Annotated in this window: 18 protein-coding genes; 2 read left to right on the forward strand and 16 right to left on the reverse strand. The window is 44.3% G+C overall.

The genetic code is table 11. The annotated features are described in order from the left end of the window. Positions 1 to 349: 349 nt before the first annotated feature. The 13 genes from K6Y31_RS22365 to K6Y31_RS16965 form a co-directional block, all read right to left on the reverse strand. Positions 350 to 478, reverse strand: a complete 129-nt coding sequence (locus tag K6Y31_RS22365) for a hypothetical protein (protein ID WP_282560195.1) — start codon at positions 476 to 478, stop codon at positions 350 to 352. 440 nt (positions 479 to 918) lie between these two features. Beyond that, on the reverse strand, positions 919 to 1296 hold the full coding sequence (locus K6Y31_RS16910) for a hypothetical protein (RefSeq protein WP_233054114.1): 378 nt from the start codon (positions 1294 to 1296) through the stop codon (positions 919 to 921). A gap of 98 nt (positions 1297 to 1394) precedes the next feature. Further along, on the reverse strand, positions 1395 to 1964 hold the full coding sequence (locus tag K6Y31_RS16915; protein ID WP_233054115.1) for a DUF4304 domain-containing protein: 570 nt from the start codon (positions 1962 to 1964) through the stop codon (positions 1395 to 1397). A 311-nt stretch (positions 1965 to 2275) separates the two neighbouring features. Then, the gene (locus K6Y31_RS16920; RefSeq protein ID WP_233054116.1) at positions 2276 to 3070 is read right to left on the reverse strand and encodes a nuclease-related domain-containing protein; all 795 of its coding nucleotides are present in this window, start codon (positions 3068 to 3070) and stop codon (positions 2276 to 2278) included. A gap of 189 nt (positions 3071 to 3259) precedes the next feature. After that, positions 3260 to 3499 (reverse strand): HP1242/YdcH family protein, encoded by a 240-nt coding sequence (locus K6Y31_RS16925; protein WP_233054117.1) that lies wholly within the window; start codon positions 3497 to 3499, stop codon positions 3260 to 3262. 136 nt (positions 3500 to 3635) lie between these two features. Further along, complete coding sequence (locus tag K6Y31_RS16930) at positions 3636 to 3986, reverse strand: RidA family protein (RefSeq protein ID WP_233054118.1); 351 nt, start codon at positions 3984 to 3986, stop codon at positions 3636 to 3638. Between the two features lie 153 nt (positions 3987 to 4139). Further along, positions 4140 to 4808, reverse strand: a complete 669-nt coding sequence (locus tag K6Y31_RS16935) for a hypothetical protein (RefSeq protein ID WP_233054119.1) — start codon at positions 4806 to 4808, stop codon at positions 4140 to 4142. Positions 4809 to 4951: 143 nt separating this feature from the next. After that, complete coding sequence (locus K6Y31_RS16940) at positions 4952 to 6322, reverse strand: peptidoglycan DD-metalloendopeptidase family protein (protein WP_233054120.1); 1371 nt, start codon at positions 6320 to 6322, stop codon at positions 4952 to 4954. A gap of 141 nt (positions 6323 to 6463) precedes the next feature. Then, positions 6464 to 7084: a trimeric intracellular cation channel family protein gene (locus K6Y31_RS16945; RefSeq protein ID WP_233054121.1), complete on the reverse strand. Its 621-nt coding sequence runs from the start codon at positions 7082 to 7084 to the stop codon at positions 6464 to 6466. Between the two features lie 142 nt (positions 7085 to 7226). Continuing rightward, positions 7227 to 10373, reverse strand: a complete 3147-nt coding sequence (locus K6Y31_RS16950) for an efflux RND transporter permease subunit (protein WP_233054122.1) — start codon at positions 10371 to 10373, stop codon at positions 7227 to 7229. Then, positions 10366 to 11466, reverse strand: a complete 1101-nt coding sequence (locus K6Y31_RS16955; protein WP_233054123.1) for an efflux RND transporter periplasmic adaptor subunit — start codon at positions 11464 to 11466, stop codon at positions 10366 to 10368. The genes K6Y31_RS16950 and K6Y31_RS16955 overlap by 8 nt, the downstream gene beginning before the upstream one ends. A gap of 367 nt (positions 11467 to 11833) precedes the next feature. Further along, positions 11834 to 12184, reverse strand: coding sequence for an iron-sulfur cluster insertion protein ErpA (erpA, locus tag K6Y31_RS16960; protein ID WP_232804087.1), 351 nt, complete (start codon positions 12182 to 12184; stop codon positions 11834 to 11836). Positions 12185 to 12318: 134 nt separating this feature from the next. Continuing rightward, positions 12319 to 13260: a DUF6776 family protein gene (locus tag K6Y31_RS16965; RefSeq protein ID WP_233054124.1), complete on the reverse strand. Its 942-nt coding sequence runs from the start codon at positions 13258 to 13260 to the stop codon at positions 12319 to 12321. A gap of 284 nt (positions 13261 to 13544) precedes the next feature. Between K6Y31_RS16965 and hemL the strand changes: the two genes are divergently transcribed. Both hemL and K6Y31_RS16975 read left to right on the forward strand, forming a co-directional pair. After that, a complete protein-coding gene (hemL, locus tag K6Y31_RS16970; RefSeq protein WP_233054125.1) occupies positions 13545 to 14825 on the forward strand; it encodes a glutamate-1-semialdehyde 2,1-aminomutase in 1281 nt (426 codons plus the stop codon). 265 nt (positions 14826 to 15090) lie between these two features. Continuing rightward, on the forward strand, positions 15091 to 17532 hold the full coding sequence (locus K6Y31_RS16975; protein ID WP_233054126.1) for a beta-mannosidase: 2442 nt from the start codon (positions 15091 to 15093) through the stop codon (positions 17530 to 17532). An 899-nt stretch (positions 17533 to 18431) separates the two neighbouring features. Here K6Y31_RS16975 and K6Y31_RS16980 read toward each other — a convergent pair. From K6Y31_RS16980 to hrpB, 3 genes are all read right to left on the reverse strand, one after another. Beyond that, positions 18432 to 19166: an OmpA family protein gene (locus tag K6Y31_RS16980; protein ID WP_233054127.1), complete on the reverse strand. Its 735-nt coding sequence runs from the start codon at positions 19164 to 19166 to the stop codon at positions 18432 to 18434. A 61-nt stretch (positions 19167 to 19227) separates the two neighbouring features. Then, a complete protein-coding gene (mrcB, locus tag K6Y31_RS16985; RefSeq protein WP_233054128.1) occupies positions 19228 to 21570 on the reverse strand; it encodes a penicillin-binding protein 1B in 2343 nt (780 codons plus the stop codon). A gap of 1 nt (position 21571) precedes the next feature. Then, on the reverse strand, positions 21572 to 24028 hold the full coding sequence (hrpB, locus tag K6Y31_RS16990; protein WP_233054129.1) for an ATP-dependent helicase HrpB: 2457 nt from the start codon (positions 24026 to 24028) through the stop codon (positions 21572 to 21574). Positions 24029 to 24057 lie beyond the last annotated feature (29 nt).

Here is a 24057-nt window from a genome sequence, read left to right on the forward strand (position 1 = left end):
GTTACATTACCGGTTATTTCAATCGGTACAGGCCTCACCAGTTTAACAAGGGGTTATCGCCACAAAAGGCTGAAGCAGAATACTTCAAAACTTATAACGAGGTGGCCAGTTTTAGTTGACCACTACACACCAACTTTCTGCGAACCTTTGTATATTTCGATTTCGACGGCTATTCCCAGCTTCCAGTCATACGGCTTGGCGCAGAACCTAAAATCTTCTTTTTCAATCTCGATCATTTGTAATTTTGGCTTCTAACGCTTCAAATCGTGGTAGAGCGACCCATTACTGGGCCGACCCCACACAGATCCGGACGTGCGGAATTACCGCATCCGGCTCTTCAGTTATATACTCACGCGTGTAAATCAACACGCGCATAGTACCAATCTACGTGAATAAATCGCTTACTCACTCGTGGTCGCTCAATTGAATTGTAGCTCGCTTGGCTCGAATTCGGGGTTTGATAAATTGATTCGCTCATGGTTTCTCCTTATGAGGGTTAACGCTTCCGCCATGCGCAGCGTGCAGCTGGCGGAATTTTTGTTGTTTTACAAAAATTATGACAGCTCATGCTGTCGCTTGGGCGGACTGGTTAGGTTGGCAGACTTAGCAACACCCATGCGGGAAGCCAGTAGTGGCAAAATTCAGAAAGGATCAGCACGAAGAAGTGCCACTATGATTACCTTGCAATTTTGACCTGAAAACGCTCAACCTTGTGCGCCCTATTTCTAGCTAACGATACTCTACCGGCTAGCGAAATTCTAAGAGTTGGCACGCGTACCAGCACCAAACTCTGTTGTGGCGACCAGCCAAAAACAGAAGCTTTGCGCCACCTAACGTCGTTGTACTGCCGCGAACGATAGTGAGTCGATGGCCTGCCGCGACAGCGGTAAAAAGCGGGCCAAATGCAGCTACTATTTGTTAACTGCTTTCGAGTAAACCTACAATATCAGTTACCTTACACTCAGCAACCTTCTTACTTCCTTCAGTAAAGTAACCCATGGTTCCGACGGCTATTCTACTGGAATGATACTCACGCCTTTCATCAACTAGTATAAACATAAGAGCCTTACCTGATGATGAAACTTCTCCTTCAGGTAGGACTTCTCCTGCCTCAGAAATGAATTCAGGCCAGATCATATTGATACCATCTACCTTTGGGTCATCACCTGCATAAAGGAAATCCCATCTAGTATGTTGATGTGGTGGCGATTCTCTACCGCCTTCGTCATGGGTTAGAAACCGATATTCGACAATAAAATCTGGTGGCCTTCTGGTTCTTTCTGAGTAAGTTTTCATTCTTTGCAGTTAACGCCTTTAGCATGGGCTGGTGAAGCTGGCACGTAATTGCGTAAGCAATTTAAGTGACAGATTTGCCAGTCCTTTGCCTAAACTTGTTATGTGCTTGCTAGTTTTTTTAATGATGCCAATAAACTTTCTGCTTGTGGCTTGCATATGTTTAACCCTAATTGAGCGTATTTTTGAGCCTTTGTCTCTTGCGCGTATTCATAGGCAAGCATAGCTAGCTTTAAATAAGTTAGGGCATGCTCGCCCCCATAAATATTGGAATTATCATTACCTAAAAGCTTATTCGGCTCAGCCTCTGCTATAGCCATACGTATTTTGCTTAAAGGAGTTAAATAATTATTAAAGCCAGATATCAATTTATCATTAATTTCGTCAACCTCTTGGCTTGATAGTTCATATGGCCAACCTAACAGGTCTTCAGGAGGTGAAACTCTTTTCCGAAATGAGCACTGGTACTCTTTTACTTTTTTCGGTTCTTGGTCTTGGATAAGGCAAAGCGGCTCTACGCCTAGATTTATATAGAACCTATTTCCCCCAGAGCTTTTCTGGAAGTTAACCACCATAACAACGTCTTCATCAATCAAATAATAGTTTTGGCCTGAGCCTTTAAAACCAAGATTTCTTATCGTTGGTGTAATTTCTTTGAGTAACTCTTTCATGACTTATTCACATAACAGCTTCTTAGATCCCAAAATGGGGGGTTAAACACCCCAAAACGGCGTCTATAACATGGCCTGAATAATCCCATTGATTTTTTATATTGTAAACAACACATTACAAGGTGTTTGATTTAAGCCATGTTATTTTCCGACAAAACGGCGGCGAATAATGTTATACGGCAAAAACATCTGGCATGAACAACAAACCAACACTAAATATAAAGGTGTAAGCACGCCATTAGCGCTAAACGGGTCTATTTCCATACAAAGAGAGACACAAGTACCAAGTAAACCACAGCGCTAACTTAGGCTTAATACTTTAAGGTGCTGCGACATGTTGGAAACTGGCTACAACCCCAAAACTGATTACCTATTTGGTTGCCGCGCTTGGCCTTTCTGATCAACATCGGCGAGCCACACTTAGGACATGGCTGGTTAGTAACAGACTGCTTACTCACCTGAGGCTTTGCTTTGAGGCTATTAACATGCTGGTTGTGGGCGTGATTGGTTTTAAGCCCTTTGCTAAGTTGATGAGTGCTAATTAACGCGACAATATCCCTTACTTGAGCTTGTGTAAGAACTCTATCGGAAAAAGATTTTATATAACGTAAACCGCTGCGAGCATAGGTAACGTTAGCTGGCATCGGGGTTTTAAATTGACTATTGCCAATAAAAATCACCAGCGAGTGGATAGCATGATCAGGCAGATTGAGTATGGCTTGCAAAGTTTTAAGGTGTTTGTAGTTTTGATGTAGTGGGTTTTGAAACTGATTTTTGTGGCGATAAATTTGCTGAGTCCACTGGCGCTGCTTGGCTGAGCCAAAGATCCAACCTGTGATGTTTTTAGTTTCAATAACAAACACACCAAATGACGAAACTAATATATGATCAATTTGCGTGCTGCCATCGACCGTCGCTAATGTTACATCCTTAACGAGGGTGTAATGGGCTTTGGGCAAAGTGGCTAACATGCGGTTAACAATAAACTCCCCCAACCGGCCTTTAAACCAGCGGCTTTTTAGCACTAAGATAAAAATGAGGACGGGCAACACATACCAAACTTGATATACGACTAACGTCATTAAATCGACAGGGTTCGGGTTCATCAGCGCTCCTAAAGCTTCATTTCATTTAACTCAACTAGCCTCAGCTTTGTTTAAACATGTCGTCTAAATGAATAGCATGTTTGTAATAAAAGCGTCGTTGTAAGGGTAAAAATACTAAGGGGATAGAGACAGATCCCTGCGACCCTTTACGATAAAAAAAGAGAGCCGATCTGGCTCTCATGTGGTTTATTAGGCTTTGTTTAGCTGTAGAAACAGCCAATCTTTCAGCTCGGCACGATCCAGTTTAAGTTGGTTCATCGCTTGGTCACCAATGGGGGCGCCATTAAGTTCGAGCACTCGAATTTCTTTATCAAGGGAGTCGTACTTTTTGACCTGCTCAGCAAAGTTTTCATCGCTGGCAATCAAATCACTAATGGTTGACAAATGTTCTGGAAATTCAGCTCGGAGTGAATGATTTTCACCTAACATATACACCTCTTTTATTGACGATAAGCAGTTGGTAGCACATAAACCGTTAACACGTAGTTTTAAGTGTAGATAGTTTTGCTGACTTTTTCATACTGGTTATGGCACAGATTAAAAGAGGTTTTCACGCTACGTTCGGCTATTTGGCGGCAGCCACAAACGCCATTTCGACTAAATAGTTAGGGTCGGCCAGTTCGGCTTTAACGCAGGCACGACTTGGCGCGGTGCCAGCTGGAAACCAAGCGTCCCAAATTTCATTTAACGCTGCTAGGTTAGCAAAATCCGTAATGTAAATAGTCACTGATAGTATGCGGGTTTTGTCGCTATTAATACTCGCTAGCCTTTCTTCGGCTTGCGCCAACACTTGCTGCACTTGTGCGGAAATACCTGCCGATAAATCACCTTCTGGCACTTCGACAAAGTGTGCAATGCCGTTGTAAACAGTTACGTCTGACCAGCGTACATCGGGGTTAATACGTTGAATATCCATTTTTATTCCTTATAAAAAGCTTGATTAATGTCGGCTATAATAATCAGTTTTGCCTGGATTTTCATCAAGCTATGTACGGAATTAAGTAGCAAATGCTCGTCGCCCCTTTGTTGATAAAAGAGGCGATAAATGTGGGGTTGTTGGGCTTGGCTATTAATCAGGTAGCGCGCTTTGCGCCTCAAGTAACTCTTCTAAGGGTAGCTCGTTAAATTCTAGCGGCAAAACTTGCTCGGTAACTAATTTCCCTCCCGCATGAATTTGTGCTTGTGCCTGTTTAATTAATTCGGCTTTGGCATCTTGCTGACGCTTTATTAACTGCTCTGCGGCCTTTTGCTGCAGAATTTTTGGATCGGTGTATTGCAATAATTCTGTTGGCCATATCGGCACAATTTCTTCCATCTGCTGATTGAGCAATTGCTCGGCAAACACTTGCGGTGAGCCACCTGTTAGCAACATCACTGCCATTTGGTTGGTGTCAGCATTCCATACCAAACCCGCTTTTTCCGCCAGCTGCGGCACTGGAGTGTGGTTGGAAATTACATAATACAACGGGCCTTGCTGCTGAATTTCGTCAGCCGTTTTAAGCAAGCTTACCGCGGTCTGGTAGTGCTCACCCAGTAATGGCTCCATCCGGTTTTTGATTAGGGGTTGCTCTAACAAGTTAACGTCATTAGGGTCTAATCCCACTAACGGCTTCATGAGTGCCCACATTAATTGGCCTTGCGGAGTCATTAATAATAAGGGGGCGGCGCAGGCGTTTAGCAATAAAGCGAGCCATACCAAGTGCAGGTAACGGCGAGGTTTGAGTATCAGTTTACCCAAGATGTGTTGCTCCAAAAAAGTGACCAGCCAATTGCCGGCGGCGGATTATAGCGGGGAAATTTTACGCAAGCGAGGGATATTTATAGGTTAACTAGAAAGGCGTTTCATGGCAGTTTAACCGCCATGAAACGGATACAGAAGACTTAGTTATTGGCGAGCATTAGGCGGTTTTGCGTGTTCAATGCCGAGATGTAAGGCGTTGAATAAGCAATAAAATCATCTCTGGCTTGGCCTGATAGCGATTCGGCTTGTGGTAACTTCACCGTTTTAGGATTGGTGTGTACACCGTTAACCAAAAACTCATAATGTAAATGCGCCCCGGTAACCCGGCCTGTTGCACCCACGGTACCTATTTTATCACCTTGTTTAACGCGCTGATTTTGCTTAACAAAACGCTTATTTAAATGCAGGTATTTAGTAATATAGCTTGAGCTATGTTTAATGACTACGTAGTTACCGTTAAATTTGTTGTAGCCAGAGGTGATTACCTTGCCGTCACCTGCTGATACAACTGGAGTACCAGTACGGGCAGCGTAATCGATGCCGCGATGGGCGCGAATTTTACCTGTAACTGGGTGGCGACGTTTCGGGTTAAAGCTAGAACTAATGTATTTAAAGTTTACTGGCGCACGTAAAAAGGCTTTGCGCATGGCTTTACCGTCAGGGGTATAAAAACTGCCATCTTCACTGCGCACGGCTTGGAACACCTCACCTTGGTTAATAAATTCAGCCGCGAGTATTTTGCCTGTTTTTACAAACTCACCTTCATGGTAAAGGCGCTCATAAAGCACCGCAAAGCTGTCACCTTGGCGAATATCCAAGGCAAAATCCACATCCCAGCCAAAAATGTTGGCAAGCTCCATAATCAGCCCCACATCAAGGCCATTGTTCATGCCTGCGTTCCAGAAGTTAGAAACGATATCGGCACGGGTAAATTCGGTGCGCGCTTCGAGGGTTAAGGTTTCAATATTAGCACTAAAGCCTTTAGTCTCTTTATTAACCACTAAGGTTTCAGTGCTGTTATAAGGGTAACGTAAGCGGTGAAATTTCCCCTCAGAAGTAAGAGTGAACTCTATTTTTTCACCGGGGTGAATACGGCGTAGTTTGTGCGCGTCGCCGCCTAGGTTATCAATACGAAACAATGTTTTAGCGCTTAAGCCTGCGCGTTGGAAAATCAGGGCTAAGCTATCACCTGACTCAACAGTAATAGTCTCGGTAATAAAATTGGCTGAGTCTGCGTGAGGGTGGGATTTATTTTGCTGACTGGCGCGAGTCTTAACGGCTTCTAAGCTTAACGGTAAGGCATATTTTTCGCCAATGCTGTATCTTTGCTCGCCAGGCTCTAGTAGCTCATCTAAATTTTGATCAGATAGGACACTGGTGGTGGTTGAAGCCATTGCCACCGTTTCTACGCTGGCACTTTTTACTGGCATTCTTAACATTGCCAACAACAGCACCAGTAAAGGCAGGCCGATCCACAGGTGTTTTTTCTTGATAGAAACATTAAATGACATTCAAACCACACTAAATTCAGACTAAAACCAGACAAAACGCTCCGATTCTATCTATTGATGGCTTGATTAGCTACGCGAAACGTCCGTTTTAGTTCTCAATTTTATAAATAAGCAGCAAAATTGTATCTCTCAGAGCGTCTCTCAACGGCGTAGATTGAACACAGGCAGAGATAAGTGCCAACGCAGCGCAGCTAAGCGTAATCCTAACGTACCCGCCATGGCGATACCCAATGCCCAACCATCATCTAATCCTAAGGATAAGCTAACGGTGTAAAGCACCCCGCCTAGAATAGATGCAGTTGCGTAAATTTCTTTTTGCAATACGAAAGGAATTTGCCCCGCTAATACATCGCGGATCATGCCACCCGCGACGCCAGTGATCACTCCCATGACGATAGCTACGACACTCGGTAACTCATAAGACAATACCTTTTCAGCGCCAATCACGGTAAAAAGGGCTAAGCCAAAGGCGTCAAGTACTGGCAATAAAAAGCTAGGCAAGCGATGGGCTTTACGGGCCGTTAGCATGCTGATCAAGGCCGTGGCAAAAATTACATATAAGTAAGTGGTATCGTTAATCCAAAATACCGGGGTTGCGCCAATGGCCATATCACGAATGGTGCCGCCACCAATAGCAGTAACAGAGGCAAGTACTACTACGCCAATAGGATCCATTTTCAGCCGCCCGGCGACCAACACGCCTGAAATGGCAAAAACGATACAACCGAGTAAATCTGAGAAATATACAAATTGGGCTAACATGGCTTAGTGGCGTATTAGTAAAAATTGGCGCGATTCTACCTTAAGCGCTGACAAAATATTATCTTTTCACGAAAAAAAAGCGATGCCTAAGCATCGCTTTGAAAAGTCTCAGTAGCTAAACCTTTGTGGTTAATCCTTACTGCTAGCTTTCACTAACAAAATTAGCTTCAACCTTATTGGTTTTACGGCGATGGAAAAAATTCGACACATTCGCGCCTAGTTTTAATAAACAAGGCGTAAGCACCAATGTGAGTATGGTTGCAAATGCTAAGCCACCGGCAATAGCGGTAGCCAGTTGCGACCACATTTGCGTACTTGGCGCGCCAAATTCAACCACTCGGTTAACAATATCAACATTGGTTTCTAATACCATCGGCATTAACCCCAGCACAGTCGTCACAGTGGTCATCATCACTGGACGTAAGCGCTGCGCCCCGGTGCGCAGAATGGCTTCTTTTATGTCCATGCCCTTGGCGCGCAAAAAGTTGTAAGTGTCGATCAATACAATGTTGTTGTTAACCACTATCCCGGCCAAGGCAATCACGCCAATCCCCGACATGACGATGCCAAAAGGTTTTTGCGTGATGTATAAGGCAAAAAATACCCCTACCGTCGAGAATAATACCGCACTTAAAATCAGGCCAGCTTGGTAGAAGGAGTTAAATTGGGTGACCAAAATAATCGCCATAACAAACAGAGCAACAACAAATGCCTGACTCAAAAACGCCGACGACTCCGCCTCATCTTCATTTTGACCACGAATTTTAATGCTTAACCTCGGGTCAATGTCCATTTTCGCCAGCTCTGCTTCAATGGCAGGAATAACTTCATGTAACTGATTATCGCCCGCTAAATCAGCACCAATAGTAATCGACTTTTTACCATCAACCTTATGGATTGTCGCTTGCTTGTGGGCTGCGTTTAACTCAACAAAGTTAGTAATTGGCACTTGCCCTTGCGGGGTCTTTATTCTGAGTGCGTCAAGGCGCGCCAGACTGCGCTTGTCTTCCGGAAAGCGCACTCGAATATCCAGCTCATCGTCAACGTCATCAGGGCGATATTCGCCGAGTTTCAAGCCTGAAGTAATAAACTGCACTGAGCTACCCACTAATGCAGCATCAGCGCCATAACGCGCGGCATCGGCTCGGTTTACATTAAGCTGAAATTCAATGCCGGGTTTATCGCCGTTATCTTCGATATTGACGAAGTAGCCCGAGTTAACCATTTTTTCACGCATTAGCTTAGATGCGGGCTCAAGTAGCTCGGAAAAGCGCGAGTTGATTTCAATGGCGACGTCTTTCTCTGACGGCGGCCCCCCTTCGTCTTTTTTAATCACCATGGTGATACCAGCAAGGTTTTCAGTGCGCTGTTGAATGTCGGCTATTACTTCATCGGCCGGTCGGCGCAGTTGCCAATCAAGTAAATTAACCCGAATAGTGCCAATGAGGTCATCTTCATTTCGACCACCCCCTCCTGTTTTAACCACTAAGGTGTCGATGTCTTCAAGCCCCAAAATCTTGCCTTCAACCTCGGCCATCAGCGCATCTTTTTCATAGATGGAAAGGTCGCCATATGAGCGAACCTTGATGTTAAAGCCCGGCGGCTCCATATCAGGGAAAAACGTTACCCCTAAGTGAGAACTGCCATAAAGAAAAATAACAATAACCGCTGTTACTAACGCCGTTACTAGCGCCATAAAAGGATACTTAATCGCACGATTAAGTAAGCGCACATAAAACCCAGTAAAGCCCGGTAAGGTTAAAATATTGCCCGTTTCAGCTTGCAATAACGCTTGCTTGTTTTTCTCTGACACGGGACGAGCTTTACCAAAAATACCGCCTAGCGCGGGAACAAACACCAGCGCCATTAACAATGATGCTAACAATGTACAAATTAAGGTGAGCGGTAAATATTTCATAAACTCGCCCATGATCCCCGGCCAAAACAGCAAAGGCGCAAAAGCGGCAAGGGTTGTTGCGGTAGAGGCGGTAATCGGCCATGCCATTCGTTTGGCCGCTAAACGATAAGCTTGCTGCTTGGGAATGCCTTCTGACATTTCACGATCAGCATACTCAGTAACAACGATAGCCCCGTCCACCAGCATACCAACGGCCATGATCAACGAGAACATCACCACGATATTAATGGTCATGCCAAAGATGGCGAGGATTAAAATACCGGTTAAAAATGAGCCTGGGATTGAAATCCCAACCAGCGCAGCACTGCGTACGCCTAAAATAGCGACAATGACGATCACCACTAAGATAATCGCGGAGCTGACGTTAGCTTGCAGCTCGCCGAGCATATTTTTTACTTCTTTTGATTGGTCACCAGCAAAGTCGGCCTTAATATTTGAGGGCCATTGTTTACTTTCTTCCGCAACTAAGGCGCGCACTTTTTCCACAGTGGAAATCATGTTTTCGCCCGGGCGTTTAACCACTTCTAACGCTAAGGTAGTTTTGCCATTTACTCGGGCAAACGATTCAGGGTCTTTGAAGGTGCGGCGAATACTGGCGACATCAGCAAAGGTCACTACGGTGTCGCCATCTACTTTGATTGGCAGGTTGTAAATATCTTGCAGATTACTGAACACCGAAGGCACTTTGATTGGAAAGCGTCCCTGTCCGTTATCCATGTCGCCCGCGGCCACAATTTGGTTATTACGAGAAATAAGTTGGTAAATATCACCGGTGTCTAGGTTGTAGCTTTCAAGTAACAAGGGATCGACAATGATTTCCATCATGTCTTCACGGTCGCCTTGCAACTTCACTTCTAGCACTTCGCGCATGCTTTCAATTTTATCTTGTAAATCTCGGCTGAGTCTCACTAGGGCGCGCTCTGGTGCTGAGCCAGAAACAAGTACTGTCAACGCCGGGTTCATACTGGCAAAGGTCACTTCGTGAATGGTTGGCTCATCGGTGCCATCCGGTAGCTTGGCTTTGGCCAAGCTTACTTTTTCTCTAACATCTGCCAACGCTTCTTTTACATCTATGCCAACGTTAAACTCCATGGTGACCGAGCCGTGGCTGGCTAAGGCGATGGAGGTCATTTCTTTGATCCCCTCAATGCCTTTGAGCTCTTGCTCTAAGGGCCGCAATAATAAACGCTCGGCATCTTCAGGCGAAATCCCTTCGTGATGAACTGAAACATAGAGAAAGGGAATTTGAATGTCTGGGTTAGACTCTTTGGGAATGTTGTTGTAGGTGACCGAGCCTGCTATCAACAGCAACAGCAGCATCATCACCACAGTTCGCGCACGGCTCAGGGCCGCATCAATCATATTAACCACGTTCAGCCTCCGCTGTTACAGCGATAACTTCATCACCCGGATTAACAAAACCTTGGCCAACCGTGATCACGTCGACCGGGCCAGAAAAGCCAGATAGCCACACACCATCAGGATCGGCTTTGATGATCTTAATGGGGGTAAACACTACATGAGCATCAACCACCGTTTTAACGCCGAGCTCGCCATGATCATTGAGAGCTAAGACCGCAGGGGTCACTTTAATACCTGATGCTTTCTCAAGTGGAATACTCAGCTCAGCACTTAAGCCCGCAAGATAAGTTAAATCAGGGTTATCAATTGCCACTTCGATGCGAAAAGTATTGGTAGCAGGATTTGAGACTGACGAAATATAATTAACTTTTCCCGGGACATTGTCGTCATTAACTAAGCGGGTGTATGCTTTTTGACCGAGATGGATACGAGAAATGTCTTTTTCTGTTACATCGCCAACGACAATAATGGGATCAATGTCGGACACCTCTGCAATAGGGTCACCAATACCTAAAAAATCCCCTACTTCAACTAAACGCGTATTCAAAATGCCAGTAAATGGCGCCCTGATAGTGGTCTTTTCAATTTGCAGTGTCAAACTAGAAACCGATACGCGAGCGTCAACTAATGCAGCCTCGGCTTCAGCCAGCCTAGCTTTACCCTGAAAGCCTTGCACGTTCAGTTTTTTAGCGCCGTTATACTCTATTTCTCGTTGCTTGAGTAATGCTTTGGCTCGTGCTAATTGCTCTTTTCGGTCATTGATTTCAAGGCGCACAATGGGGGCACCCTGCTTAACTAATGCACCGCGCTTTGCAAACACCTCAACCACTTTACCACTGACCTCGGCACTGAGCATCGCTTGTCGATTCGGCTCACTGCGACCGTATAGCGTTAAATCTTTCACTACATCTTGCGACACAAAACGTGCGATACGAACTTTAGGTAAGACAACTTCAGCTTCCTCGGCTTTTGCCGGGTGCTCTGCCTTCTCTTGAGCGGCATGACCTGACCACATCCAGCCAAATAGTAGCAAGGTTAAAACTAACGCAATAATGTATGGTCTGGTTGCAAGCCAATTTGAAAAAGTTGCAAAGCCTGGCATGGTTTCTCCTTAAACTAACAAATGACGTTTCGTCACCTCTAATGGAATACACTTTTAGCCATCATGCAATAAACATAAGGTTAGCGCTTAACATGTTGCTGGCTAATACAGTGATGTTTCATAGAGTATTGTATTCGCTGACTGTAAATCTGACAGAAAGTGTGAGTAACGTAAACTAAGCACTGGCTGATCAACTCGTGTAAGCTAAAACAAAGAATTAGAATAATACAACTCGACAAATTAAAATCAAAGGAAACTAACAAAAAAGATAAATATAGCGCGATAATTCGGCTGGTTAGCCTTGGGGTTAAATTTTAGGCATAAAAAAACCACCTCGAAAGGTGGTTAGAGATTGCGTAGTGGTTAGTTAAATACTGAAACTTGAACCACAACCACAAGTTGACGAAGCATTGGGGTTATCGACTAAAAAGCGCGATCCCTCTAGGCCCTCAGTATAATCAACGGTACCACCGACTAGGTATTGTAAACTCATTGAGTCAACTACCATAGAAACACCATCGTTACTGACTACGGTGTCGCCTTCGTTTACCTTTTCATCAAAGGTAAAACCATAAGAAAATCCTGAACAACCACCGCCAGTTACATAAACACGCAAATTTAAATTTGGGTTCTCTTCTTCTGCAGCCAGAACTTTTACTTTCTTTGCTGCGGCATCACTAAAATATATGGGTAATGCTGTTTCAACATCTGTCGACATCTGTAACCTCTGATCTCACTATCTGGCTTGGATTATCTAATACCTGAGTAAACAGTTCAAGTATTCATCTACGACTGCTAATAAAATGCGCAAAAATCAGCTCTATTACTCAGATATTTCGAGCGCTGTTGCCGTTATACATCGTCATTAAGCTCTACGCTGACTTCAATTTCTGGCTCAGTGGTGGGGCCATCCGTTGGCTCTAAACTAGCCTTAATATCTGGCGCAGAGGTGGGGTTAGCCGTTGGGTCGACACTGGCCTTAACATTTGGCTCGGTGCTTGACTCAATGGTTAATTCAACACTCGGCTCCACACTTGTCGCAACACTAGATTCAACATCATTATTCAATTCCTTAGTGGGTTCAACCGTTACCTCTGGCGTCGCTGGCACGGGAAGCGGCACATAGACTTCAGACCAAATGTAGTCGGCAGACCACGACTGTGCTTTGCCTCTGTTGTCGCGATCCAAGTTAATGGTGAGCTTTACATTTGCTGCGGTCATGCCTTCAGGTAATTGAATTTCACCTTCTATCACTTGAAAATAGGTAAAATCTAGCGGGATTTCTGCCGCTTTATTAAGGGATAAATCCGCCAGGCTCAGCGTGATAGTTTCTTGTTGTTGATTGATGCCATTGATTTCAAATGTCGCATTACCTTTAATCACGTCTCGCTCTTTAGCCAGCTGCACCAAAACTAAGCGATAACGTAAAAGGTGACTATCATTGGCGTAAAAGTTTAATGAATCAATCGCAACGCCGCCCACCATTAGCTCTGGCGACAATACCTTTTGGTAAAAAGCCAGCTCTTTACGCAGTTCAAAAATTTCATTTTGGCTTTGGGTTAGATTTTGTGTAATAGCGGCTAATGCAACTTGCTCAGTTTCCAGCGCAGTATTTTTGACCGCTAATTGACTAGAAAGCTCATTGTTTTTTTCATTGAGCGCCGCGATATTCAACTGCAGAGGTTCAATAATAGCCGTGGTGTCTTGGTAGCCTTTTTGTCCTGTTAAGAAGCCAACACTTAGCCCCAGTCCGACTAACATCGCCCACCAAGTAAAACTAATTAACTTTTTCAACTTGATAACCTCTTTATTTTTGAAAGTGCTTTTTATTATTTTTTGTTTCGGTCTACGGCTCATTTTTGATAACTAAACAACGTCAAGGTGCTTAGATACAGGCAATGCAATTAACCCTTTACGATTGTTTTTTATGCAATTGAGTAGGCATGTTACCAAAAGTCCATTTTTTACGCTGTAAAATTTATCTCTGTTTACGGGCATAAGTTGTGAGTAGCAGTGCAAGCTGAGCAAGTTTTTTGATATATTGCCTGCAACTTTTTGAACAAGCCACAAGGACTAACATGAGCCAGTCGTCTCAATTATTTGAACAAGCAAAAACAGTAATACCTGGCGGCGTGAACTCGCCAGTACGTGCCTTTAACGGTGTTGGTGGCTCGCCTTTATTTATCGATAAAGCCAATGGTGCCTATATATATGATGTAGATGGCAAAGACTACATAGATTACGTAGGCTCTTGGGGACCTATGGTGCTTGGCCATAATGATGACCGTATTAAACAAGCGGTACTAGCAGCGGTGGAAAATGGCTTAAGTTTTGGCGCGCCAACCGCGATCGAAGTAGAAATGGCCGAAAAAGTACGCCAATTGGTGCCGTCAATGGAGCAAGTGCGCATGGTAAGCTCTGGCACTGAAGCCACCATGAGCGCAATTCGTTTAGCCCGCGGCTACACTGGACGCGACAAAATTGTAAAATTTGAAGGTTGTTACCACGGCCATGCCGACTCTTTATTAGTTAAGGCGGGCTCAGGCGCGTTAACCTTAGGCCAGCCAAGTTCGCCGGGCATTCCTGCTGATTTCGCTAAGCATACTTTAACCGCAAGCTTTAATGACCTAGCCTCTGTTGAAGCATTATTCGACCAATACGGCGACGAGATTGCCTGTATTATTGTTGAACCGGTTGCTGGCAACATGAACTGCATTCCACCAAATGCTGACTTTTTATCTGGCCTGCGCACTATCTGTGATAAAACGGGCGCACTGCTAATCATTGATGAAGTAATGACTGGCTTTCGCGTTGCCCTTGGCGGTGCACAAGCCCATTATAATGTCGTGCCCGATCTAACAACCTTAGGTAAAGTGATCGGCGGTGGTATGCCTGTGGGGGCTTTTGGCGGTAAAAAAGCCGTTATGGATTACATCGCGCCAACGGGTCCTGTTTACCAAGCGGGTACGTTATCGGGTAACCCTGTGGCAATGAGTGCAGGTTTAGCGGCATTAAATGCTTTGTGTGAGCCAGGGGTTTATCAGCGTTTAAGTGAAAAAACAGAATATTTAGCCAAAGGGCTTAAACAAGCTGCGGATGAAGCAGGCATTCCATTAGCAATTAATTACGTTGGCGGTATGTTTGGCTTTTTCTTTACTGCCGAGGAAAAAATCACGCGTTACGAGCAAGTCACTCAATGTGATATCGAGCGCTTTAAGAAGTTCTACCATTTAATGTTAGAACAAGGGGTTTACCTTGCGCCTTCCGCGTATGAGGCCGGATTTTTATCGTTAGCCCATAGCCAAAAAGATTTAGACAAAACCATCGCTGCTGCAGCACACTGCTTTAAAGCACTGTAACGCAAACTAAGCTTTGTTGCCCTGCTTGATTGCGGGGCATCTCAAATAACAAGAGCCTTTAACTTTCAATACGCACCGGCGCCCTCTAAAGGCACTTGTTACAACTGAAACGAATATCACCTTAATAACTAGGGGAAACCCCTACCATTGCCCTTGTTTTCCTTAATTTGCATTACAACAGCGAAAGTATGACACTGAATCCAGAATAATCCATCAATTCTGATATGTTCATACAATGAATCAGTAATTTAAGAAGGCTGGCTGAATGAAAAGTAACATCACTCTTGCAGGCACTTGGTGCTTATCTTCCGACTCTTCACGAAACATTTCATGTGACATCGCGATTCCAGGCGATATACATAGCGCTTTATTGCTAGCCAACGAAATTCCAGACCCGTATATCAGTAAAAATGAGAGCCAAGTGCAATGGGTAGCACAAACGCCTTGGCAAATTAAACGTTCGTTTTTTATCTCAGAATCAGAGCTTAACCAAGCTGCTCTTGAATTATGGCTTGAGTCCCTCGATACCATTGCCACTGTATCAATAAATCAACAAGTTATTTATCAAGCCAGTAATCAGTTTCAACGCCACATTATCAACATCAAGCCAGCTGTTACCTTAGGTGAAAATGAAATAGAGATATTGTTTCACCCTGTTGCTGACATCGCTGCCGAACGAGCAGAAAATCTGCCTTTTCCTGTGCCTTGGGCGGTCGGGAATAATCAAATTCCACACATGAACACAGTGCGTAAAGCCCAGTGTCATGCTGGTTGGGACTGGGGTATTTGTTTATTGGTTGCAGGCTTATACGAAAAACCGCTCATTAAACCCATCGACAATATCAGTTTGCGCTATGTTGAGAACACGCAAGTTTTCACTGAAGATAGTTGCCAATTATCCATTGATGTTGAGTATTTTGCTTACCATGAAGGTATGCATACGTTTACCTTGCAGCTAGGCGAACAACTAGTTGAGAAAACCGTAACTGTAAGTGATGGCTTACACACATTAAACTTTGAAATGAGTATTGCTGCGCCGAAACGTTGGTGGCCTGCTGGGTACGGCGAGCAGCCCCTTTATGATTTAACAGTGGCGGTTGATAATCAAATTATCCAACAACAAATTGGCTTGCGTGAATTAGAGCTAGTTACTGAGCCTGATGAAGTTGGCGCTAGCATGCTATTTAGAGTAAATGGGCGAGATATTGTTTGTAAGGGAGCCAACTGGATCCCGGCTGATGCCATGCCAAGTAGGGCAACCTCGGAAAAGATTGATCAACTACTCGGTGACGCTGTAGCCGCTAATATGAATATGATCCGGGTCTGGGGCGGCGGTATTTATGAATCTGATACCTTTTATCAACTATGTGACCAAAAAGGTTTGCTGGTTTGGCAAGATTTAATGTTTGCTTGCGCTCAATATCCTTCAACCCCTGAATTTATTGCCGATGTTGAAGATGAGCTCACTCATCAACTTAAGCGCTTACAACACCACAGCTGCGTTGCGTTATGGTGTGGTGATAACGAAGTGATTGGTTCAATTGGCTGGTATCCCGAATCACGGGAGAACCGCCAGAAATACACCGTCAACTACGACCGATTAAATCGAGCATTAGATCAGAGCGTTGAGAAACTTGATCCTAGCCGTCGCTTTTGGCCGAGCTCGCCTTGTAATGGCGAATTGGATTTTGGCGATGCATGGCACGACGATAATAAAGGCGACATGCATTTTTGGGATGTATGGCACAGCGGTAAATCTTTCTCGGCTTATCGTGAGGTTAACCCTAGATTCTGTTCGGAGTTCGGCTATCAGTCATTCCCCTCACTTAGTACGGTAAAGACCTATGCCGAGGAATCCGATTGGAACATCACTTCACCAGTAATGGAATGGCACCAACGAAACAATGGCGGCAACTCTAAAATTGTAGAGATGTTTACCCGCCTATTTAGATTTCCGCAAGGGTTTGAAAACTTTCTCTACTTGAGCCAAGTGCAACAGGCTTTAGCCATTAAAACGGCCTCTGAATACTGGCGCTCAACCAAACCTATTTGTATGGGCATATTATATTGGCAGTTAAACGATGTTTGGCCTGTCGCTTCTTGGTCAAGTATTGAATATAGCGGTCAGTGGAAGCAGCTGCATTATCATGCTAAGCGCTTTTTTGCACCAAACCTAGTTACCTTTGTACCTAAAGATGAACGGCTCAATGTTATGCTGGTAAGTGATCTTGATAGCGATACCAAGTTTACTGGTGAGCTGGTTAAATATAACTTTGGCGGAGACGCGGTTGAAACAATCGCACTTGATGTGGTGAGCCCCAAAGATCAAAGTGTGGTTATCCATTCCCTAACAAACGAAGAAGACAACCAACACTTTTGGCATGTGAAATTAGTGCAAACTGACAACAACCAAGTTGTTATTGAAAATGATTATATTAATGTGCCTTGGAAGGCCTGTGAGCTTCAACCAGCCCATGTGAAATGGCAGGTTAATGAAGTAGATAATGGTGTCGCGATTGTATTATCGGTGGATACTCCTGCTTTCTTCGTTCAGTTGAGTTCAACGTTACAAGGTAAGTTCAGTGATAATAGTCTGACACTGCTGCCGAACCAGCCAAAAGAAGTATTTTTTCAACCAGAACAAACACTAAGCAAAGCAGATATAGTTGCATCTCTATCCTGCACCCATCTTCGCAACACCTATTAAGGCCAACTATGTTCCGTGGTTAGATTTTTTAGAGGTAAAAAATCAGACCACGGAGCTAATAAAAGTAAATCAACATCGGCGTTACGAAGCCCCCCTGCCCCTAATCCTACTCCACTGACTCATCAGAATTCAAAAAACGAGGACAAAAAAAAGGGAGCTAAATTAGCTCCCTACTAAAAAAACCATTACAAAGGAAAGGAAATGGCTCTTTGTAAATATCCACGTTTTATCTACCCTTGGTAGGGCTACCACTGCGATCCTTGCTGTGGGTAATTTATGTAAGATGAGGTGCAGTCATCTTACAACCACTAAATTCACAACAGCTAATAAAATAACGCTTCAAAAGACTGCGAGGTAAAGATAGCAAATTCTCGCCTAAAAAAACCACAATACTTTGCGTAAATTCCGTTAACGAGCAGAATAATTACGTCAAAAACGCTAAAAACCACGTTAATAACGTCAATAAAAATCACAAAGCATTGATTTAAATGGATAAAAAACAAAATTGGATAGCGCTATCAAAATCGACAAATATCATTTTAGCGGCTATAAATGGCTACTTAAACTGTATTTTTTACTCTAAAGACAATACTTGAGACGATACGTCTAAGTGAGTGGATAAAATGCAGCTGTGCTTTCTCAATAAAAGAGTTAAATAATCGAAGTAATACTTAAGCCAATTACGGCCCAAAGTGCCCATTTTTTGGCAAAACTTCGTTTGGAGTGATGAAAACGCAGCTTCAGGTTATTAGCTAGTAGTTGCAACTGTTTACCAACAGGCTTATGAAAAAATAAATCTATAATATCGGCTATGCAAACGAGATAAGGCAACTATTCAAGCTTTTTATTTAGGCAAAAAAAAACCGCCCTCGGGCGGTTTTCTACAAGCGATAGCATCGTTATTTCATAACGAAATCAACTCGACGGTTATCCGCCATGCCTTCTGGAGTTCCATTACTTGAACTTGGGTTACTCTCACCTAGGCTCTTAGTGCTTAATACAGATGCATCCGAACCTGTAGATATCATGTAGTTGTATGCCGCTTCTGCGCGCTTGCCACCTAACCACATGTTGTAACGCTCGGTACCTGAACTATCAGTGTTACCTTGTAGCTCAACATTAAGGCCATTCTGGCTAATTGCATCTGCAACACAGCTCATGTGGTGCTTCATACCACGACTTAATTCGTAATTATCAAAAGCGAATTTTAGCGGGGTAAAACCAACTACGCGGCCATTAACAGCTTGTACGTAGTTTTTACATTGTGAAGGAACGAAGAAAGCAACTTCTTCGATGACTTCTTCTTCAACGACTACTGAACAACCTACCTCGTCGACAACATCACCAGCAGGTGTATCAGGGCACGCATCTTTACTATTCGCTACGCCGTCAAGATCAGTATCTGGATCGTAACATAGGCCAGCAGCAATGGCCGCAGTCATTACAGAGGCAGCACCCATTGCGCCAGAAGCATCAGCGCCAGCGGCAACAAGCGCACCAACACCACCACCAACAATAGCACAAATTGCTGGGTGAGCAGCTTCACTGTTAGGGCTATGCTCTTCGTTAGTCGCACAACCAGAAGTTAATAATGCAGCACTGACTGCTGAGACTAGAAGTAATTTTTTGTTCATTGTTGTTCCTGCCATATTTTTATTGTTAGTTACATCCCTAAGTTGGTTAATTATAAGGAAATTAGCCAAAAATTCTACTTAACCAACTAGGAATCTCCTTGATATTTTTTTCAGCACAGTTTTTTTGTGACGCCAGTTGTGTTTTTTTAACTGGCAATTTAATCACATTGTCACATGTATCATTGACTAGTTGGCCCGTTTTAGCAATAAATTGCCCCATCACAACCCCATTTGGCATTTTTAAACGACTACTCTTGCCTTGCCTTTGTTTCATATAAGAGGCAAACACAGGCACCGCGCCACTAGAGCCAGTTAGCCCTGCTGGTTTATTATCATCTCGCCCAACCCAAACAGAAACAAGGTCTCGGTCATCCCACCCCACAAACCAACTATCTCTAAGCTCATCCGTGGTACCAGTTTTACCGCCTAGTTTCACGCCAGGTACACGCCACGTTAGGCTTTTCGCGGTGCCGGTTTTAGTCACTTCTTCTAGGTTGTATAAAGTGAGGTAACTGGCCGCTTTATCAAGCACTCGCTTAGCACGCTCATCTTTTTCATAAATCACCTTACCTGCCCCGTCTGTGACGGCTCGAATGGTTACCAGGGGTTGATATAAGCCTTGGCTAACTAAGGTTTGATAAATTTGATTAACCGCCATTGGCGACATTGAAACACTGCCTAAAACTAAAGAGGGGTACGGTTTCACAACCTTATCTAAGCCCATCTTATTTAAGGTAGTCACTACATTATCTAAACCGACAGCCACCCCTAAATTAACCGTAGGAATATTCAAAGATGCACTCAACGCGTCATGTAATGACACACTGCCACGATACTTTTTGTCGTAGTTTTTTGGTACCCAAACACTGCCCGACTTATTTTTCAATTTAATCGGCTTATCTTTTAGGATAGAGGCAAGATTATAATCACCTTCCAACGCCGTAACATAAACCGCAGGCTTCACCAATGAGCCTATCGGCCTAACCGCATCCATGGCACGGTTGAATCCGGCGTATTTCACATCGCGGCCCCCCACCACAGCAATCAACTCCGCTTTGCGTTTATCTGAAACAACAATCGCTCCTTCAAGGCCTGATAACTTTCGCGCCTTTTCTATATCCGTTAAACCTTGGGCTAATGCATTTTCGGCACTGGCTTGAGCCACTGGGTCAAGGGAAGTAAAAACACGCACACCAGATTGAATAACTTCAGAGCCACCTACTTTTTCTTCCAGCTCACGCCGCACTAGAGATAAAAATGCCGGTGCCGTTTGCTTACCCATCGCGCCGCGTTTAATCACGCCAATATCCGCCGAAGAAGCAACATCGTATTCATGGCGCTCAATTAAGTCATTATCAGCCATTAGCTTGAGTACAAGATCTCGCCTTGCTAAGGAACGCTCAGGCGAACGCCATGGGTCGTAATAAGAAGGGCCTTTAACCAGTGCCACTAAATGTGCAATTTGACCGGCAGAAAGCTCTGAAACTGGGCGACCGAAATAGAAATGGCTCGCTAAGCCAAAACCATAAATCCCATTGGCGCCATTTTGACCAAGGTAAACCTCGTTTAAATACGCCTCAAGAATGCGGTTTTTGTCATAACGAAAATCAATGATCAACGCCATATAAGCTTCTTGGGCTTTGCGTAGCAATGAACGCTGACGTGTTAAGAAGATATTTTTGGCTAACTGCTGAGTTAACGTACTGCCACCTTGTACTGTTTGCCCTGCTCGCACATTAGCCACCATGGCACGTAAAATGGCCATCACGGAAACACCTTGATGCTGATAAAAGTCACGATCTTCAACCAGCATTAGGGTTTCAATTAATAAACTAGGCATTTTATCCAGCGTAACCATCATACGATCTTCGGCATTATTGGTGCCAATACGATCGATTAACAACGGCTCGAGCCTAACATAACCGAGTTTTTGTCCCGTTTCGACCAAGGTAATGGTGTTCACCGAGGCACCTTTAAATTCAACTAAAATTCGCTTTTCTGGCTCAGGCCCATCTTTAAACACAAAACCACGGCGAACCACTTCAATGCGTGTTTTCGATTGGGCATATTCCCCCGCGCGGCGCGGTGATTGTACATAGCGATAATTAAGTAACTTAAGTTCAGCAATCATTTCACTTTTATCGAGCGCCATGCCGGGATACAAAGTTAACGGGCGCGCATAAACTTGTGCTGGTAGCTGCCACAGCTGGCCGTCCATACGAGAGCGTATTTTGCTATCAAGATAAATGCCGTAAATCAGCACGCCAGCAAATACAACTAAACTTAATTTAAGACTCGTTTTCCAAAACCAAGCGAAAATACTTTGTCGATTAAATTTCGATTTTGGCTTCTTCTGACTGCGTTTACGCGGTGCTCGAAGCGTTGTTTTTTTTCGGGTCGCCATATTACTGCTCTGAATTCATGAATTTTTTGGTTTTAGTGGTCGCTTGCGCAGCGCTTGGGTCATCGGGCCAAAAATGCTTGGGGTAGCGCCCTTTCATTTCTTTTTGTACGTCCTTATAACTGCCTTGCCAAAAGCCCACTAAGTCTTGAGTGGTTTGCAAAGGTCGACCCGCCGGAGACAATAACAGAATTGTGATTGCAGCACGACCATTGGCTATTTTAGGCGTCTCACTCAACCCAAACATATGCTGCATTTTTACCGCAATAACTGGGGGTTTGTTACCTTCATACTGTACTTTTACTGTTGAGCCCGCAGGGGTGGTATAACTGCGCGGAAAGTAGTCTGCCAAAGCTTGCTGCTGGGGCCAAGTTAACCTTTGTTTAATCAGGTTTAACATGTCTAACTTTTTCACTTGCTCTAAGCTGGTTAAATCAGAGATATAAGGCGCCAACCAAACATCGATACTCTGACGTAAGCTGTCTTGGCTAAGCTCAGGTAGCGCTAATTCTGGCATTAAGCTGCGCGCATATTCTACCAAGCCAATGTAGGCTAACGCCGCCTCAGTTAATGGTAATTCAGGCAAAGCTAAGATGCCTTGTAACAATGCTTGAGTGCGAAGCTCTGGATTAATCTTTTTCAGCGGCTGACTGCTCAATACAATCGCGCCTACCCGTGTTTGCTCTGTGCCCTTCACTTTATTAATGCTGGCATCCCAACTAACATCATGATGGGTATGGAATAAATGTGGCTGGTATTGTTTGAGAGTTGAAAGTTCAAGGGGCGCAGCCGTAAAAGCCAGTAACTCTTGTTGTTTGCCAACACCGCCAAGTTGCGGGATCACCAACCACTCTTGATTAAACAAGCTCTGCTCAGAATAAAGTTTAACCCCCAGCCCAGAACTAAGTAGCCAATGGTCACTATTCCCAGCCCGTTTACGAGCAATGCGATCAGGATAAGCTAACACCAAAGCCAGTCCGGTTAATGCCACCGGTAAAGTAGCAGGAGGCGCTAGCGCTAACTTTTTCAAGGTTTGCAGATACTGCTGTTGTTCAACCTTGTTGAGCCTTGCTTCTACCGCTCGCGATAAATCAAACTCCCTTTGCTGCTGGTTTAATAAAACCGCTAATTTTGCTGCTAACGCAGTAAAGCCAACCAGATTAAATTTTTGCTCTAATTCCTTAGCGGCCAATAACATGTGCGCTTCGCGAGGCGAGCCAGAAAAACCTAATATAGCTTGACCATGGGCCGTTAACTGGCCCGATGGCGTAAGGGCGCCGAGTTGATTCAGCAAATTGACGGCTTGCTGCCAATTGCGCTCAGGCGGTAAAGTCAACCAAGATAGCGCATCCGCTTGTTGTACCCCCCAACCGGCTAGCTCTAACACCAGCGCACTTAAGTCAGCCACCATAATGTCGGGTAAACTGTGTTGCTCTAGGCTCGCATAAATTTCTTTATTTATAAGGCGATAACAGCTGCCAGCTTGAATACGCCCCGCTCGCCCCATACGCTGTGTGGCTGCAGCTTGGCTGATCAAACGTGTGGTTAAGGTGCCAATGCCGGTTTTGTGATCAAGTTTTAAGCGCCGCTCGCGCATCGAGTCCACCACTACGCTGATGCCGGCAATGGTTAAACTGGTTTCTGCGATATTAGTAGCAAGCACAATTTTACGCTTACCCGCTGGTGGCTCAGCAATCGCAAGACGTTGTTCATTGAGAGGCATCGCGCCATAAAGAGGGCAAATATTCACATCTTGCCATTCTTGCTGCTGTAACAATTTAGCGAGGTTAACAATTTCTTTTTTACCCGCTAAAAAAACCAAAATATTACCGCTTTCATTGGCAACGATCTGTTTGATCAACAGCGCTAAATCTTGCTCTATATACTGGTTTTTCGGGCTCCGGTAATGAAGCTCAACCGGATACATACGACCTTCACAACTTAACACCTTAGCGTCAGGCATTAACTCAGTAAGGGGTTGGTTATCCAATGTCGCTGACATCACTAAGATATGCAGATCTTCGCGCAGCCCAGCTTGCACATCCAAGCACAAGGCTAAGCCTAAATCGGCTTGTAAATTGCGCTCATGGAACTCATCAAAAATCACCATCGCCACCCCGGTTAATTCCGGGTCGGACTGCAGCATTCGCGTCAACACACCTTCGGTCACTATTTCTAAGCGCGTATGCTGGGAGACAACCGTTTCACCGCGCATCCTGTACCCAACGGTATCCCCAACTTTTTCATTAAGCTGCTCAGCCAAGTAATGAGCAATATTTTTTGCTGCTAACCGACGCGGCTCTAACAGAATAATTTTACCTTGAATATGCGACCTAAGATTTAGCAAAAATAAGGGTAATGCAGTCGATTTACCAGCCCCCGTAGGAGCCTGCAATATAATTTGCTGATAGTGAGATAAACTAGATGATAAGGCTGGAAATATACTTTCTATGGGTAACACAACAAGGCTCGCGATTGGATAATGGCAGG

This window comes from Motilimonas cestriensis (assembly GCF_021295315.1).
Taxonomy (GTDB): domain Bacteria; phylum Pseudomonadota; class Gammaproteobacteria; order Enterobacterales; family CBDFNC01; genus Motilimonas; species Motilimonas cestriensis.

Excerpts from the sequence above, each read along its gene's own strand:
- K6Y31_RS22365 (WP_282560195.1), bottom strand. The coding sequence starts at position 478 with ATGAGCGAATCAATTTATCAAACCCCGAATTCGAGCCAAGCGAGCTAC.
- K6Y31_RS16910 (WP_233054114.1), bottom strand. The coding sequence starts at position 1,296 with ATGAAAACTTACTCAGAAAGAACCAGAAGGCCACCAGATTTTATTGTC.
- K6Y31_RS16915 (WP_233054115.1), bottom strand. The coding sequence starts at position 1,964 with ATGAAAGAGTTACTCAAAGAAATTACACCAACGATAAGAAATCTTGGT.
- K6Y31_RS16920 (WP_233054116.1), bottom strand. The coding sequence starts at position 3,070 with ATGAACCCGAACCCTGTCGATTTAATGACGTTAGTCGTATATCAAGTT.
- K6Y31_RS16925 (WP_233054117.1), bottom strand. The coding sequence starts at position 3,499 with ATGTTAGGTGAAAATCATTCACTCCGAGCTGAATTTCCAGAACATTTG.
- K6Y31_RS16930 (WP_233054118.1), bottom strand. The coding sequence starts at position 3,986 with ATGGATATTCAACGTATTAACCCCGATGTACGCTGGTCAGACGTAACT.
- K6Y31_RS16940 (WP_233054120.1), bottom strand. The coding sequence starts at position 6,322 with ATGTCATTTAATGTTTCTATCAAGAAAAAACACCTGTGGATCGGCCTG.
- K6Y31_RS16945 (WP_233054121.1), bottom strand. The coding sequence starts at position 7,084 with ATGTTAGCCCAATTTGTATATTTCTCAGATTTACTCGGTTGTATCGTT.
- K6Y31_RS16955 (WP_233054123.1), bottom strand. The coding sequence starts at position 11,466 with ATGCCAGGCTTTGCAACTTTTTCAAATTGGCTTGCAACCAGACCATAC.
- erpA (WP_232804087.1), bottom strand. The coding sequence starts at position 12,184 with ATGTCGACAGATGTTGAAACAGCATTACCCATATATTTTAGTGATGCC.
- hemL (WP_233054125.1), top strand. The coding sequence starts at position 13,545 with ATGAGCCAGTCGTCTCAATTATTTGAACAAGCAAAAACAGTAATACCT.
- K6Y31_RS16975 (WP_233054126.1), top strand. The coding sequence starts at position 15,091 with ATGAAAAGTAACATCACTCTTGCAGGCACTTGGTGCTTATCTTCCGAC.
- K6Y31_RS16980 (WP_233054127.1), bottom strand. The coding sequence starts at position 19,166 with ATGAACAAAAAATTACTTCTAGTCTCAGCAGTCAGTGCTGCATTATTA.
- mrcB (WP_233054128.1), bottom strand. The coding sequence starts at position 21,570 with ATGGCGACCCGAAAAAAAACAACGCTTCGAGCACCGCGTAAACGCAGT.